Origin of the sequence: Bacillus sp. 7894-2, from assembly GCF_002272225.1 — a bacterium.
GTDB lineage: Bacteria > Bacillota > Bacilli > Bacillales > Cytobacillaceae > Cytobacillus.
In genome coordinates, this window is record NZ_NPDG01000125.1 from 1 (window position 1) to 14,094 (window position 14,094).

At 46.2% G+C, this 14,094-nt stretch carries 12 protein-coding genes; 11 read left to right on the forward strand and 1 reads right to left on the reverse strand.

The annotated features are described in order from the left end of the window. Positions 1–376 precede the first annotated feature (376 nt). The 7 genes from mnmE to CHI10_RS17825 all read left to right on the forward strand — a co-directional run bounded on the left by mnmE (position 377) and on the right by CHI10_RS17825 (position 8,209). The gene (gene mnmE, locus CHI10_RS17795) at positions 377–1,762 is read left to right on the forward strand and encodes a tRNA uridine-5-carboxymethylaminomethyl(34) synthesis GTPase MnmE (RefSeq protein WP_095245549.1); all 1,386 of its coding nucleotides are present in this window, start codon (positions 377–379) and stop codon (positions 1,760–1,762) included. Between the two features lie 128 nt (positions 1,763–1,890). Beyond that, positions 1,891–3,780 carry a tRNA uridine-5-carboxymethylaminomethyl(34) synthesis enzyme MnmG gene (mnmG, locus tag CHI10_RS17800; protein ID WP_095245550.1) on the forward strand — a complete coding sequence of 630 codons (1,890 nt, stop codon included), beginning with the start codon at positions 1,891–1,893 and terminating at the stop codon, positions 3,778–3,780. Positions 3,781–3,823: 43 nt separating this feature from the next. Further along, positions 3,824–4,540 carry a 16S rRNA (guanine(527)-N(7))-methyltransferase RsmG gene (rsmG, locus tag CHI10_RS17805; protein WP_095245551.1) on the forward strand — a complete coding sequence of 239 codons (717 nt, stop codon included), beginning with the start codon at positions 3,824–3,826 and terminating at the stop codon, positions 4,538–4,540. Between the two features lie 140 nt (positions 4,541–4,680). Next, a complete protein-coding gene (gene noc, locus CHI10_RS17810) occupies positions 4,681–5,562 on the forward strand; it encodes a nucleoid occlusion protein (protein WP_095245552.1) in 882 nt (293 codons plus the stop codon). A 213-nt stretch (positions 5,563–5,775) separates the two neighbouring features. Next, positions 5,776–6,537 carry a ParA family protein gene (locus tag CHI10_RS17815; protein WP_095245558.1) on the forward strand — a complete coding sequence of 254 codons (762 nt, stop codon included), beginning with the start codon at positions 5,776–5,778 and terminating at the stop codon, positions 6,535–6,537. Continuing rightward, a complete protein-coding gene (locus tag CHI10_RS17820; protein ID WP_095245553.1) occupies positions 6,530–7,375 on the forward strand; it encodes a ParB/RepB/Spo0J family partition protein in 846 nt (281 codons plus the stop codon). The genes CHI10_RS17815 and CHI10_RS17820 overlap by 8 nt, the downstream gene beginning before the upstream one ends. A gap of 120 nt (positions 7,376–7,495) precedes the next feature. Then, positions 7,496–8,209, forward strand: a complete 714-nt coding sequence (locus CHI10_RS17825; protein WP_076262927.1) for a DUF554 domain-containing protein — start codon at positions 7,496–7,498, stop codon at positions 8,207–8,209. A 446-nt stretch (positions 8,210–8,655) separates the two neighbouring features. On the opposite strand, the gene yyaC is transcribed toward CHI10_RS17825, so the two are convergent. Further along, positions 8,656–9,285, reverse strand: a complete 630-nt coding sequence (yyaC, locus tag CHI10_RS17830) for a spore protease YyaC (RefSeq protein ID WP_095245554.1) — start codon at positions 9,283–9,285, stop codon at positions 8,656–8,658. 354 nt (positions 9,286–9,639) lie between these two features. On the opposite strand from yyaC, the gene CHI10_RS17835 reads away from it, so the two are divergent. From CHI10_RS17835 to ychF, 4 genes are all read left to right on the forward strand, one after another. Further along, on the forward strand, positions 9,640–10,530 hold the full coding sequence (locus CHI10_RS17835; RefSeq protein ID WP_095245555.1) for a mechanosensitive ion channel family protein: 891 nt from the start codon (positions 9,640–9,642) through the stop codon (positions 10,528–10,530). 2 nt (positions 10,531–10,532) lie between these two features. Continuing rightward, the gene (locus CHI10_RS17840; RefSeq protein WP_061793278.1) at positions 10,533–10,730 is read left to right on the forward strand and encodes a DUF951 domain-containing protein; all 198 of its coding nucleotides are present in this window, start codon (positions 10,533–10,535) and stop codon (positions 10,728–10,730) included. Between the two features lie 27 nt (positions 10,731–10,757). After that, on the forward strand, positions 10,758–12,752 hold the full coding sequence (locus CHI10_RS17845) for a molybdopterin-dependent oxidoreductase (protein ID WP_095245556.1): 1,995 nt from the start codon (positions 10,758–10,760) through the stop codon (positions 12,750–12,752). A 163-nt stretch (positions 12,753–12,915) separates the two neighbouring features. After that, positions 12,916–14,016 (forward strand): redox-regulated ATPase YchF, encoded by a 1,101-nt coding sequence (ychF, locus tag CHI10_RS17850; RefSeq protein ID WP_095245557.1) that lies wholly within the window; start codon positions 12,916–12,918, stop codon positions 14,014–14,016. Positions 14,017–14,094: the final 78 nt, after the last annotated feature.

Here is a 14,094-nt window from a genome sequence, read left to right on the forward strand (position 1 = left end):
TAGCTGGACAGTTATCAACGTCCAAAACATAAATTACTCATTACGCAAAATCCCAAACCATTCCGGATTGGGATTTTTTTGTCGTTCTCCGTCAAAGCCCTGCAAATTATTAAATCTCAATTGGTTTTATTGTTATTCACATGTGGATAAGTTAAAATAGAGCATATTAATTATGAGACGTGTGGATAATTTTTTCGCTCGCTGACATGAAGCGGGATGTTGATAAGTAACATGCTGAACTGATGGACAAGCCGGAAATGCGGGCTGATATGCTTTTCTAAAAAAAAGCCTTGTGATATTCTATTAATTTGGGGAATCGAAAGCAGGATTCATTTTTTATATAGATGGAAGTAAGAAGAAAAGAGAGGTGAATGAATTGGAATTCGATACAATCGCTGCGATATCTACGCCGATGGGAGAAGGAGCCATTGCCATTGTCCGCCTGAGCGGGGATCAGGCATTTGACATTGCGGACCTTCTTTTCAGAGGGGTAGGAGGCAAGCGGCTGAAGAATGTGGCGTCCCATACCATTCATTATGGACATATTGTTGACCCGAAAACTGAAGAGATTGCTGAAGAAGTGATGGTTTCAGCTATGAAGGGACCGAAAACCTTTACGAAGGAAGATGTCATAGAAATCAACTGCCATGGCGGACTGGTTTCCGTGAATCGCGTGCTGCAGCTTTTGCTGAATAATGGTGCAAGGCTTGCTGAGCCGGGTGAATTTACAAAGCGCGCCTTCTTGAACGGACGGATTGATTTATCACAGGCAGAAGCGGTCATGGATCTGATTCGCGCCAAGACGGACCGGGCAATGAACGTGGCACTTGGCCAGATGGAAGGAAGGCTGTCAAAGCTTATTGGGAAGCTTCGGCAGGAAATTCTGGAGATCCTGGCTCACGTGGAAGTCAATATCGACTATCCGGAATACGATGATGTCGAGGAAATGACCCATCATATGCTGATGGAGAAGGCTTCCTATGTAAAGAAAGAGATCGAAAAGCTCCTTCAAACCTCACAGCAGGGGAAAATACTGCGTGAAGGACTTTCCACGGTCATCGTTGGACGGCCAAACGTTGGGAAATCTTCCTTATTGAATAGCCTTGTTCACGAAAATAAGGCGATTGTGACTGATATACCGGGCACCACCCGTGATGTTATTGAAGAATATGTGAATGTCAGAGGAGTGCCGCTCCGTCTGGTGGATACAGCCGGCATTCGTGAAACGGAAGATATCGTCGAACGGATCGGTGTCGAAAAATCGAGACAGGTTTTAAAGGAAGCAGATTTAATTTTGCTCGTGCTCAATTACTCGGATGAATTGACGTCTGAGGATGAAAATATATTTAAAGCGGTCGAAGGCATGGACGTTATTGTGATTGTCAATAAAACCGACCTTAATCAAAAGATCGACATGAATCGCGTCCGCGAGCTTTCGAAGCATCATAAACTGGTGACAACCTCTTTATTGGAAGACCAGGGAGTCGACGATCTTGAGGAAGCCATTGCTTCTTTATTCTTTGCAGGCTCCATCGAAGCCGGGGATATGACGTATGTATCCAATACCCGCCATATTGCCCTGTTGAATCAGGCGCAAAATGCCATTGATGAAGCGATGCAGGGTGTTGAGATGGGAACACCGATTGATATTGTGCAGATTGATTTGACAAGAACATGGGAGCTGCTTGGTGAAATTATTGGGGAAAGTGTCCATGAAAGCCTGATTGACCAGTTATTCTCGCAGTTCTGTTTAGGAAAATAGATGATTTAAGAGAGCTGTGTCAGCTGACGCAGCGGATAATAGATTTTTTAACTTTTGCAATCGGCCGGTTCAGCCTCTATTGAGCCTGGGTCTGTGGCTTGCCTGATTGCAGCAAAGGAGGCCGCATCATGACATATGAAGCTGGAAGTTATGATGTCATAGTAGTCGGAGCCGGACACGCGGGTGTGGAAGCAGGCCTTGCTTCGGCCCGTCTCGGCGCAAAGACATTAATGATTACAATCAACCTGGATATGGTAGCCTTTATGCCATGTAACCCGTCAGTTGGGGGACCTGCAAAAGGAATCGTCGTAAGGGAAATCGATGCCCTTGGCGGAGAAATGGGCAAGAACATTGATAAAACCCATATTCAGATGCGTATGCTGAACACAGGAAAAGGGCCTGCCGTACGTGCATTAAGAGCACAGGCCGATAAGTTCACCTATCAGCATGAAATGAAAAAAACACTGGAAAATGAACGGAACCTGACGCTTATTCAGGGAATGGTTGAACATCTGATTGTTGAAGATGGAGAATGCAGGGGCGTTGTCACCCAGACAGGCGCCGTGTATCATTCCAAAGCGGTCGTCATTACGACCGGAACCTTCTTAAGAGGGGAAATCATTCTTGGTGAACTGAAGTACTCAAGCGGCCCTAATAACCAGCAGCCATCCATTAAGCTCTCAGAGCATCTGCAGGAGCTTGGCTTTGATCTGGTCCGTTTTAAAACTGGAACGCCGCCGCGCGTCAACAGCCATACCATTGATTACAGCAAAACGGAAATCCAGCCTGGCGATGATGTGCCAAGAGCTTTTTCCTATGAAACAACCAAGTATATTACAGACCAGCTCCCATGCTGGCTGACGTATACCAATGAAGAAACGCATACATTGATCGACAATAATCTTCATCGCTCGCCAATGTACTCCGGCATGATCAAAGGAACTGGCCCGCGCTATTGCCCGTCCATTGAAGACAAGGTTGTCCGCTTTAACGATAAGCCGCGCCATCAGATTTTCCTTGAGCCTGAAGGCCGCAATACTCAGGAAGTATACGTGCAGGGGCTTTCAACAAGCTTGCCTGAGGATGTGCAGCAGCAGATTCTCAGAACGATCCCTGGGCTTGAAAAGGTGCAGATGATGCGTGCCGGCTATGCGATTGAATATGATTCCATCGTCCCAACGCAATTATGGCCGACACTGGAAACTAAAAAGGTGAAAAATCTTTATACGGCGGGCCAGATTAACGGGACGTCCGGTTATGAAGAAGCTGCCGGACAAGGTTTAATGGCAGGCATGAATGCCGGATTGAAATCGCTGGATAAGGAAGAAGTTATTTTAAGCCGTTCAGATGCTTATATTGGCGTCCTGATTGATGACCTTGTAACCAAAGGCACGAACGAGCCTTACCGTCTACTGACTTCAAGAGCGGAATACCGTCTATTGCTTCGCCATGACAATGCCGACCTGCGTTTAACAGAGCTTGGCCGCAAAGTTGGTCTGATCAGTGAGGAACGCTATGAAAGATTCCAGCTGAAAAAGCAGGCGATAGAAGACGAAAAAGCACGTCTTAAGAGCATCTTCATCAAGCCTGCTTCTGACGTGCAGGAGCTGATCAAAAGCCAGGGCGGAAGCGAACTGAAAGACGGCATCCGCGCCTCAGATCTGCTGAAGCGTCCGGAAATGACATATGAGCATATCGGGCAGCTCGCTCCGGCTGAAACTGCGCTTGATCCCGATGTAACCGAGCAGGTGGAGATCCAGATTAAGTATGAAGGCTATATTGAAAAGTCCCTTCAGCAGGTAGAGCGTCTTAAGAAAATGGAAAACAAAAAGGTCCCTGAAAACATCGATTATGATGATATTAACGGACTGGCTTCCGAAGCAAGACAAAAGCTGAAGGAAGTAAGGCCGCTGTCTCTCGCACAGGCTTCGCGAATTTCCGGAGTTAATCCTGCAGATATCTCCATTTTGCTTGTTTATTTAGAACAGGGGAGAATTGCACGAGTTTCAGCTGAGTAAAGAGGAAAATCCGATTATGTCAGAGAACGGAAAGGATTACTAAATGAATACCGAACAATTTACTGAAATGCTGGCGGCGAAGGGGATTGCCCTTTCGCCACAGCAATTGCAGCAATATGACACCTACTATTCCACGCTGGTGGAATGGAACGAAAAAATGAATTTAACAGCCATTACGGAAAAGGAAGATGTGTATTTAAAGCACTTCTATGACTCCATAAGCGCGGCTTTTTACTTTGACTTCAGCCAGCCGCTAACGGTCTGTGATGTCGGTGCAGGGGCAGGCTTCCCGAGCATACCGATTAAAATTGCTTTTCCCGGTTTACATATTACGATCGTTGACTCGCTTAATAAACGCATCGGTTTTCTGGAGCATCTGGCGAAAAAGCTGGAGCTTGAGAATGTCCGCTTTATCCATGACCGTGCGGAAACCTTTGGCCAGAACAAGGAATACCGTGAGTCTTTTGATGTGGTGACAGCAAGAGCTGTTGCCAGATTATCCGTTTTAAGCGAGCTGTGTCTGCCGCTGGCTAAAACAGGAGGCACATTTGTGGCCATGAAGGGCGCCAGCGCAAAGGAAGAACTGGATGCCGGCAAAAAGGCCGTCTCGGTTCTGGGCGGAAGACTTGTGGATTCCCACACGTTCACCCTCCCCGAGGAAGAAAGTGAGCGCAATATCTTAATCATTAAAAAAGAAAAGAATACTCCTAAAAAGTACCCGCGGAAGCCGGGGACACCCAATAAAACACCAATTGAATAGGGTGCGCAATTTGCCATTGTATGACATAATGGTGTAAACGTTTCGATTTTTCCAGATATTAATATTGCTCCTGTCCAGCAGGATTTGTCATGATGATAGAGAATATGTAATAGGGAGTTTCGTAAAGGTGGTGCAGGGTGATGAAGCATTCTTTCTCACGCTTTTTTGGCCTAGGCGAAAAGGGAGAACAAGTGACAGCGGAAAAGCCAGCAGAAGAACAGCTGGATATTGAAGACTTAAGCGACAGAGAAGAAGTTAAGAAAATTCCTATTGATCAAATCGTCCCTAACCGTTTCCAGCCAAGAACGGTATTTGATGATGAAAAAATAGAAGAGCTTTCCCGGACGATCCATACACATGGAATCATCCAGCCAATCGTCGTACGGGAATTTGAGGATGGCCAGTTTGAAATCATAGCCGGTGAGCGCAGATACCGGGCCATGAAAAAACTGGGCTGGGAAGAAGCTCCGGCTATTGTCAAAAATCTCAGCGATACCGAAACGGCTTCAGTAGCTTTAATTGAAAATCTTCAAAGGGAAGAATTATCCCCGATTGAAGAAGCTGTTGCCTACGGAAAACTTTTAGAGCTGCATAGCCTGACACAGGAGGCATTGGCACAGCGCCTTGGAAAAGGCCAGTCAACCGTTGCCAACAAGCTTCGGCTGCTGAAATTGCCGCAGCCTGTCCAGGAAGCATTGTTAAACAAATTAATTACAGAGCGGCATGCCCGTTCACTCATCCCGCTGAAGGACCCGGAGAAGCAGGTCGCCCTGCTGCAGGAGATTGTGGAAAAGAATCTCAATGTGAAGCAGACGGAAGACCGGGTTGTCAAAATTCTCGAACAGAAAAATCCGAAGCCGAAGCCGAAACGAAAGGCTTTCAGCAAGGATATGAGAATTGCGGTCAACACCATCAGGCAATCTCTATCCATGGTTTCTGACAGCGGCATTAATCTTGATTCCGAAGAAGAAGAATTTGATGAATTTTATCAAATCACGATCAAGATTCCTAAAAAGAAATAATTTTTTTACGCGAGAAATAAAGCGGGGGCTCCCTGTTTTATTTCTCGCGTTTTTTTTGAAGGACGATAAAAAGACTATTAGAATCTTCTTATTTTTTACAAAAAAATAATTCTGCCCTGTTTTTCGTGATAAAATAGACTACGTGATTTAACGATACGAATGAATTCGCAGATAGATAGATTGGAATATTGATAGATGAAAGCAGGTGATACTGTGGGCAAGATTATAGCCGTTGCGAACCAGAAAGGCGGAGTCGGCAAAACGACCTCTTCCGTCAATCTTGGCGCATGCCTGGCATACATAGGCAAGAAAGTGCTGCTGGTCGACATTGATCCGCAGGGCAATGCCACAAGCGGAATCGGCATTGAAAAAGCGGATGTCGATCATTGCATTTATGACGTCCTCGTGGATGATGTGGAAGCATCAAAGGTCATTAAACCCACTTCGGTAGAGAACTTATACGCCATCCCGGCAACCATTCAGCTGGCAGGCGCAGAAATTGAACTGGTGCCGACGATCTCACGGGAAGTCAGATTAAAGAGGGCTCTTGAGGAAGTAAAAGGAAACTTTGATTATGTGATTATTGACTGTCCTCCTTCCCTCGGATTACTGACAATTAATTCGCTTACCGCTTCAGATGCCGTAATCATACCCGTGCAGTGCGAGTACTATGCACTGGAAGGGCTGAGCCAGCTTCTGAACACTGTCCGCCTTGTGCAGAAGCATCTGAACCATGATTTGAAAATCGAAGGCGTTCTGCTGACAATGCTTGATGCCCGGACAAATCTCGGCATTCAGGTCATTGAAGAAGTGAAAAAGTATTTTCAGGATAAAGTCTATAAAACAATCATCCCCCGCAATGTGCGGCTGGGAGAGGCTCCGAGCCATGGAGAACCTATCATTACTTATGATCCGAAGTCACGCGGAGCTGAAGTATATTTAGAACTGGCAAAGGAAGTGGTTTCAAATGGCTAAAGGTCTGGGAAAAGGTCTGAATGCTTTTTTCAATAATGCTGAAACCGAAAGTGAAGAAACCGTACAGGAAGTAAAAATAAAGGACATTCGTCCAAACCCTTATCAGCCGCGCAAGGTGTTTGAAAAGGAAGCTATCGAGGAATTGAAGCAATCCATCCTTGAACATGGAATTCTGCAGCCGATCATCGTCCGCAAAAGCATCAAGGGCTATGAAATTGTTGTCGGAGAGCGCCGCTACCGGGCAGCAAAAGAAGCCAGCCTGGAGAAAGTTCCTGTTGTTGTAAGAGAACTGACTGAACAGCAGATGATGGAGCTCGCTGTGCTTGAAAATCTGCAGCGTGAAGACTTGACGCCGATTGAAGAAGCGGCTGCCTACCAGCTGCTGATGGAGAAGCTCAAGGTGACACAGGAGGAATTGGCCAAGCGCCTGGGAAAAAGCCGGCCGCATATTGCCAACCATATTCGCCTGCTATCCCTTCCTCCGACCATACAAGGACTGATTTCAGAAGGCAAAATTTCCATGGGACACGGAAGGGCGCTATTGGGGCTGCGAAAAAAAGAAAAGCTGCAGGCGCTTGTTGAAAAAACAGTTAAAGACGGCTTAAATGTCCGTCAGCTTGAACAGCTGATTCAGCAGCTGAACGATGTTTCACGTGAAACGAAAAAGCCGGCAGTCCAAAAGGATATCTTCATTAAGGAACGCGAATCCTCCCTCAGGGAACGCTTCGGGACGACCGTCCATATTAAACAGACCAAAAACAAAGGGAAAATTGAGATTGAATTTTTCTCAAAAGAAGATTTGGAACGCATTATGGAGCTTTTAGAAACACATCAGTAAGCCATCTTTATGATGGTTTATTTTTTTACAGGATTTTATAAAAAAGGATTGTAGGCTCAGGCCTTTCGTGGTAATTTTAATAGAAAATAATTCGCATTGCGAAATAATAAGGTGAAGAGTATGTTTCTGCTGGGTACACTTGTAAATGGATTATTGATTATTATTGGAACACTGCTCGGGAAATTGCTCCATCGCATTCCCGAAAATATGAAGGGCACTGTCATGCATGCAATTGGCCTTGCGGTCATGGTGCTCGGCCTGCAAATGGGCTTTAAAAGCGAGAATTTCCTCGTGGTGATTTTGAGCCTTGTGTTCGGAACGGTGATTGGAGAGTATTTTGCTCTCGAAGATAAGCTCAACAAGCTTGGCGATTGGCTTGAAAGCAAAATTGGCTCGAAAGGCCAGGGCAGCATTTCGCAGGGCTTCGTAACCGCTACGCTTATCTTTGTCATTGGTGCTATGGCCATTATCGGGGCGCTTGACAGCGGCATCCGCGGCGATCACTCGGTGCTTTATACCAAATCGATTATTGACGGCTTCACCTCCCTCATCTTAACGACTACATTAGGGATCGGTGTGCTCTTCTCAGCTTTTCCGGTGATGCTGTATGAAGGACTCATTGCCCTATTTGCCACTCAAATCGACCGGTTTGTCCCCCAGCTTCTGATGGATAGCTTTATCAAGGAAATGACCGCAACAGGGGGAATCATGATCTTTGCGATTGGGCTGAATTTGACAGGCATTACGAAAATCCGCGTGGCGAACCTGCTTCCTGGAATTGTGGTTACGGGAATTATTGTGTCGGTTGTTTATTTTTATGGGATTTATTTTTAGATGAAGGAATGTGCATCGTGGGCACGGTCGCTGGTGTGCTTATGGTGCATTTTTTTATGCCGGAATGGTGTTAAATCTGGCTGGAGCCGCGCGAATTCACGAGTCAAGTGCACGAGATTCGTGCTCAAGTCAGCTGTTTTTCCGGGAAAATGAGCGTGCTTGGCGGTTTATAACAGGTTTGTGAATATATCTAGCATGATTTGGGTTTTATCTAGCATGTATGTGAATTTATCTAGCAAATTTTGAAGTTTATCTAACAAGTTTCTAATTTTATCTCACATTTGCCACACTTCCTCGTTACAGAAAACGGAATTGACGATCAAAACAGAGAGCAGGACGAGCGCGAAAACATGAAGGACCCCGCCCACAAAACGGATGTATGCACAATCCCCCTCCCCTGCCCAACAAAAAACCGCAGGCTCACTCCCCTGCGGCTTTCCACTCTATTAAGGTGTTTGTTCACGGTTCAGTTCCCACTTAAATGCAGGCCATGCCGGCGCTGTCTGGTGGGAGAGGCTGGCTTCATAGATGCCCTCTGCGATGGTTTTCGCCATTTTCAGGACGAGATTGAGCCTGGTGTTCTGAAGGACGAAAAATTCCATGAATCCACTGACATTGACGATGCCGGTGATGTGCATGTCCCCTACTTCCGGCAGGTCTTTATTGACTCCGGCACCCGGTTTGACCGGGCCTTCTCCAATTTGGATGACTCCGACGCTCTTCAGACGGCCGAGGCATGCATCGATTCCGATGATAAAGGGGTTAAAGTGCTTCTTTTTGATTTCGTTCAGTTTTTCCTCAAGGTTCACGGCATGGATCGGGTCCTCCAGTGTTCCGTACACATGGAAAGATGACATGGATTTTTCCTCAAGGAGTGTGCCGACCAGCGGACCTAATGAATCGCCTGTAGAGCGGTCTGTGCCAATGCAGACAAAAACGATGGGACGGCAGCCGATGCCCGCAGACAGAATATTCTTCAGTTCAGCAGCCAATTTTTCTGCAGAGTTTGTTTCTTCATGCGAGATTCTGGCAGAAGCCCCGCCTTTTTTATCAAACAAGTTTGGTTTGAAGTTCATATAGGTCCACTCCCTCTTTAATCCTTGCCATGCCCGAAAAACAAGTATTTATACGTTTTTAACAGTATACGGAATTTTTGTGTAATCTATACATACCTGTATTATTTAATCGTTAAACAACCGGTTTTTTAACTGTTAAGCCATGAGAAAAATTGATAAAATAATTTTGTTTTACAGAGGGATTCGCACTGAGGGACGAGATGCAGTATAATTCATTCAAGATAAAGACTGGAAATTTTGAACGCGATAACTGTCCAGCTCCAGGCGCCATCGGCTCTCGGGTCTAAGCTTGTCGCCGATAAGCGGGCGCCTTCCGCTTTTATATATTTTCACTAAAAATGAGCAGGTGAAACCATGAGTCCTATTGAAATTATGATGCACAGTATGATAGATAAGATTTCGAATGAAGAAACCTGGATCACGATCGGGGAAGGCATTTTTAAGATTGTGGCCATTCTGATTGTGACGAGCATCCTGATCAGGATCGGGAAGCTGGCGATCCGCAATATTTTTAAGCTGAGAACGCCGTCCAGGCTGCGAATCTCAGAGCGCAGGGAAGCCACCCTTTTGAAGCTGCTGGAGAATATGCTCACCTATGTGGTGTTTTTCGTTGCGGCGATCATGATCTTATCGGTGCTGACAATTGATGTAAAAGCCCTTTTGGCCGGTGCCGGAATCGTCGGGTTGGCTGTCGGGTTTGGAGCACAGAGCCTTGTAAAGGATATTATCACCGGATTTTTCATTATTTTCGAAGATCAGTTTTCGGTTGGGGATTATATCCGGGTTGATCAATTTGAAGGTACAGTGGAAGAAATCGGACTTCGGACGACGAAGATTAAGAATTGGACGGGTGAGGTTCACATCCTCCCCAACGGAAGCATTATGCAGGTGACCAATTTTTCATTAAATAATAGTGTGGCATTTGTGGATGTCAAGATTTCGTATGAAGGCGATATTGTAAAAGCCGAAAAGGTTTTGCAGGAGCTGTTTGAGAAGCTGCCTGAGAAGTATGAGGATATGGTGAAAACACCGGAAATCCTTGGAGTTCAGAACCTGGCTGCTTCGGAAGTGGTTCTGAGAGTTGTTTCGGAGACACTGCCCATGAGGCATTTTTATATAGCGCGCCAGCTGCGGAAGGAAATTAAGCTTTGTTTAGATGAGCATGGCATTGAAATTCCGTTCCCGCGCCTTGTGATGTACACACGGAATGAGCAGGATAACCCAAAACTGAATGCGGAGGGATAAACATGGAGCAAAAAGAATTTGATTTACATGATGTCGTGGAAATGAAAAAGCCTCACCCATGCGGGGTAAACAAATGGAAAATCATTCGGATGGGAGCAGATATCCGCATTAAGTGCGAAGGCTGCGGACACAGCGTAATGATCCCAAGAAGGGAATTCGCCCGGAAGATGAAGAAAATTCTTGTTAAGCATGAGGAATAAGAGACAAACTGCAGGGAGATGAGGTTGGTGGCACAAACATTCAAGTCAGCCTGTCCCCTTAACTGCTGGGACAGCTGCGGCTTTCATGTAACCGTGGATGACGGTAAAGTAACAAAGGTAGATGGCGATCCGGACCATCCGATCACAAAGGGGAAAATTTGCGGCCGCGGCAGAATGCTTGAAAGCAGAACCAATTCTCCGGAGCGCCTGCTTCATCCGCTGAAAAAGGTAAATGGAGAATTTGTGCCCATTTCCTGGGAGCAGGCTTTGCACGATATTTCCCTGAAAATGAAGGAGCTAAAAGAAACGGCTGGAACCACTTCAATTCTTCACAGCCATGATTATGCCAATGGCGGTTTGCTGACGAACCTGGATCAGCGCTTTTTCAACTGCTATGGCGGCGTGACTGAATTAGTAGGGTCAATCTGCTGGGGAGCCGGCATTGAGGCTCAGAGCTCAGATTTCGGAGATGCGTACAGCCATGCTCCTGAAGATATTTTGAACAGCAGGCACATTGTCGTCTGGGGCAGAAATGTTGCCCGCACCAATATGCACCTGTCTCAAAGGCTGCAGGAGGCAAAGAAACAGGGTGCCAAATTATATGTGATTGATCCGATTTATAATGCGACGGCTAAAATGGCCGACCGCTATTTTTCCATCAAGCCGGGGATGGATGGATGGCTTGCGGCCGGCATCATGAAGGAAATGCTCCGTCTGGGATTGGAAGATAGAAGTTTCATAGATACCTATTCAGTTGGTTTTGAAGATTTGATTGAATTGCTCGAAAGTGTAACGCTTGAGGAAATCGCAGAGAAAACGGAAGTGCCTGCTGAAGTGATGACCGAGCTTGCAGCGGTGTATGGCGATCGCCCCGTGTCCACTTTCTTTGGCCTGGGCATGCAGCGCTACGAAAACGGCGGGAATACGATCAGGCTGATGGATGCTTTGATTGCCGTGAGCGGCAATATCGGGATTCCGGGCGGCGGTGCAAACTACGCCAACAGACAGGTAGGACAGAGCTTTGATGCGGCTGCCCTCACCCTCTCAGAGCGTAAAACAGCTTTCAGGCAATTTACGATGATGCGGCAGGCAGAAGGGATTTTAACAGCAAAGGATCCTGAGATTAAGATGATCTTCGTTACGTGCGGAAATCCTTTAACCCAGGTGCCTGACTCTTCAAGGGTACGCGAGGCTTTTGCATCTGTTGAGACCGTTGTCGTGATGGAGCAGTTTATGACAGACACGGCTAAAATGGCAGATTACGTTCTGCCTGTTGCAACCGTGTTTGAACAGGAAGATCTCTATTATTCTTCCATGTACCATCATTATGTCAACCATAGTCCGAAGCTGGCTGAACCGCCAGGCGAAGCGAAGCCTGATTTATGGGTATGGACCGAGCTTGCCAAACGACTCGGATTCGGAGCCGATTTCGATTTTACAAGAGAAGAATTCATCAGCCTTGGCCTTGGAACGCTTAAAGAACAGGGGATTACACTTGGTAGCTTACGGAATTCCCACCATATGGAACTTCCGGTTGATACGGTGCCCTGGAGAGACCGCCAGTTCAAGACACCAAGCGGCAAATATGAATTTACCTCGTTCCGAAAGGGTTCCGAAAGCAGGCTGACACTCGCTCTTCCACGGGAAACCAAATGGACCGATAAAGAGCGTGCCGAACAGTTTCCTTTCACCCTGCTGACGATTCATCCGCTCCGGTCCAACCATTCGCAGCATTATCACCTATTGAAGCCGAAGCCAAAGCCAAAGGTGGAAATTGCCGATAATATTGCCGAAAAGCTTGGCCTGCAGGAGAACGATTACGTCAAAGTGTGGAATGACCGCGGGGAAATGAATGGCTATGTCCATATCATGAAAAAAGCCCATCCGGATACCATCAATATCGATGAAGGGATCTGGGCAAAATTCGGCGGCCCCGTCAATAACCTTACATCCAGCCGCGAATCGGACAACGGCCTTGGCAGCACATTGTATGACTGCCTTGTGAATATTGAGAAGGTTTAATAGCAGCGGTGACAGGTACCTATACCACTTAGGCTAAGTGGTATAGGTACCTGTCACCTTTTCTTTACATTTCTCCGGCAACTATCTATAATTGTTAGAGGCTTGTTTAAATGAGAATCAATCGTATTTTTTATAGATGAAATTAGACTGAGGAGTGACTTGGATGGCTTTAACAGCTGGTATTGTAGGTTTGCCGAATGTCGGGAAATCTACGTTGTTTAATGCAATTACCCAGGCGGGAGCGGAGTCTGCGAACTATCCGTTCTGTACAATTGATCCGAATGTAGGGATTGTAGAAGTGCCTGATCACCGTTTGAATAAATTAACTGAATTGGTTCTGCCGAAAAAAACTGTGCCAACGGCTTTCGAATTTACGGATATTGCCGGCATCGTAAAGGGTGCGAGCAAAGGGGAAGGTCTTGGAAACAAATTCCTGTCCCACATCCGTGAAGTAGATGCCATCTGCCAGGTTGTCCGCTGTTTTGCGGATGACAATATTACACACGTCGCGGGGAAAGTGGACCCGATCGATGATATCGAAGTCATCAACCTGGAATTGATCCTGGCTGATCTTGAGTCAGTTGATAAGCGAATTGGCCGTGTGAGCAAGCTGGCTAAGCAGAAGGATAAAGATTCTGTGATCGAGCTTGAAATTCTGGAAAAATTAAAAGAAGCGTTCGAAAACGATAAGCCAGCCCGTACAGTTGAATTCACAGAAGAGCAAATGAAGATTGTAAAAGGTCTTCACCTGCTGACAATCAAGCCTGTGCTTTACGTGGCAAACGTAAGCGAGGACGATGTAGCGGATCCTTCTTCTAACGAATATGTGCAGCAGGTAAAAGAATTTGCCGCAAAAGATAATGCGGAAGTGATCGTTATCTGTGCAAAAATCGAATCTGAAATTGCAGAGCTTGACGGGGAAGAAAAAGAAATGTTCCTTCAGGAGCTAGGCATCGAAGAATCCGGACTTGATCAGCTGATCAGAGCAGCCTACAACCTGCTTGGACTGGCAACTTATTTCACAGCCGGCGTACAGGAAGTCCGCGCCTGGACATTCCGCAAAGGCATGAAGGCTCCTCAATGTGCGGGAGTTATTCACTCCGACTTTGAAAAAGGCTTCATCCGTGCAGAAACAGTTTCCTATGATGACCTTGTCGCTGCAGGCAACATGACAGCTGCAAAAGAAGCAGGAAAAGTCCGCCTCGAAGGAAAAGAATACATTGTTAAAGACGGAGATGTCATGCACTTCCGCTTTAACGTTTAATTATTTTGGGACCTCTATTTTTAGGGGTTCTTTTTTATGATTATTTTAAAAAGGCTGTTTTCGCAAGGTTTGTTGCTT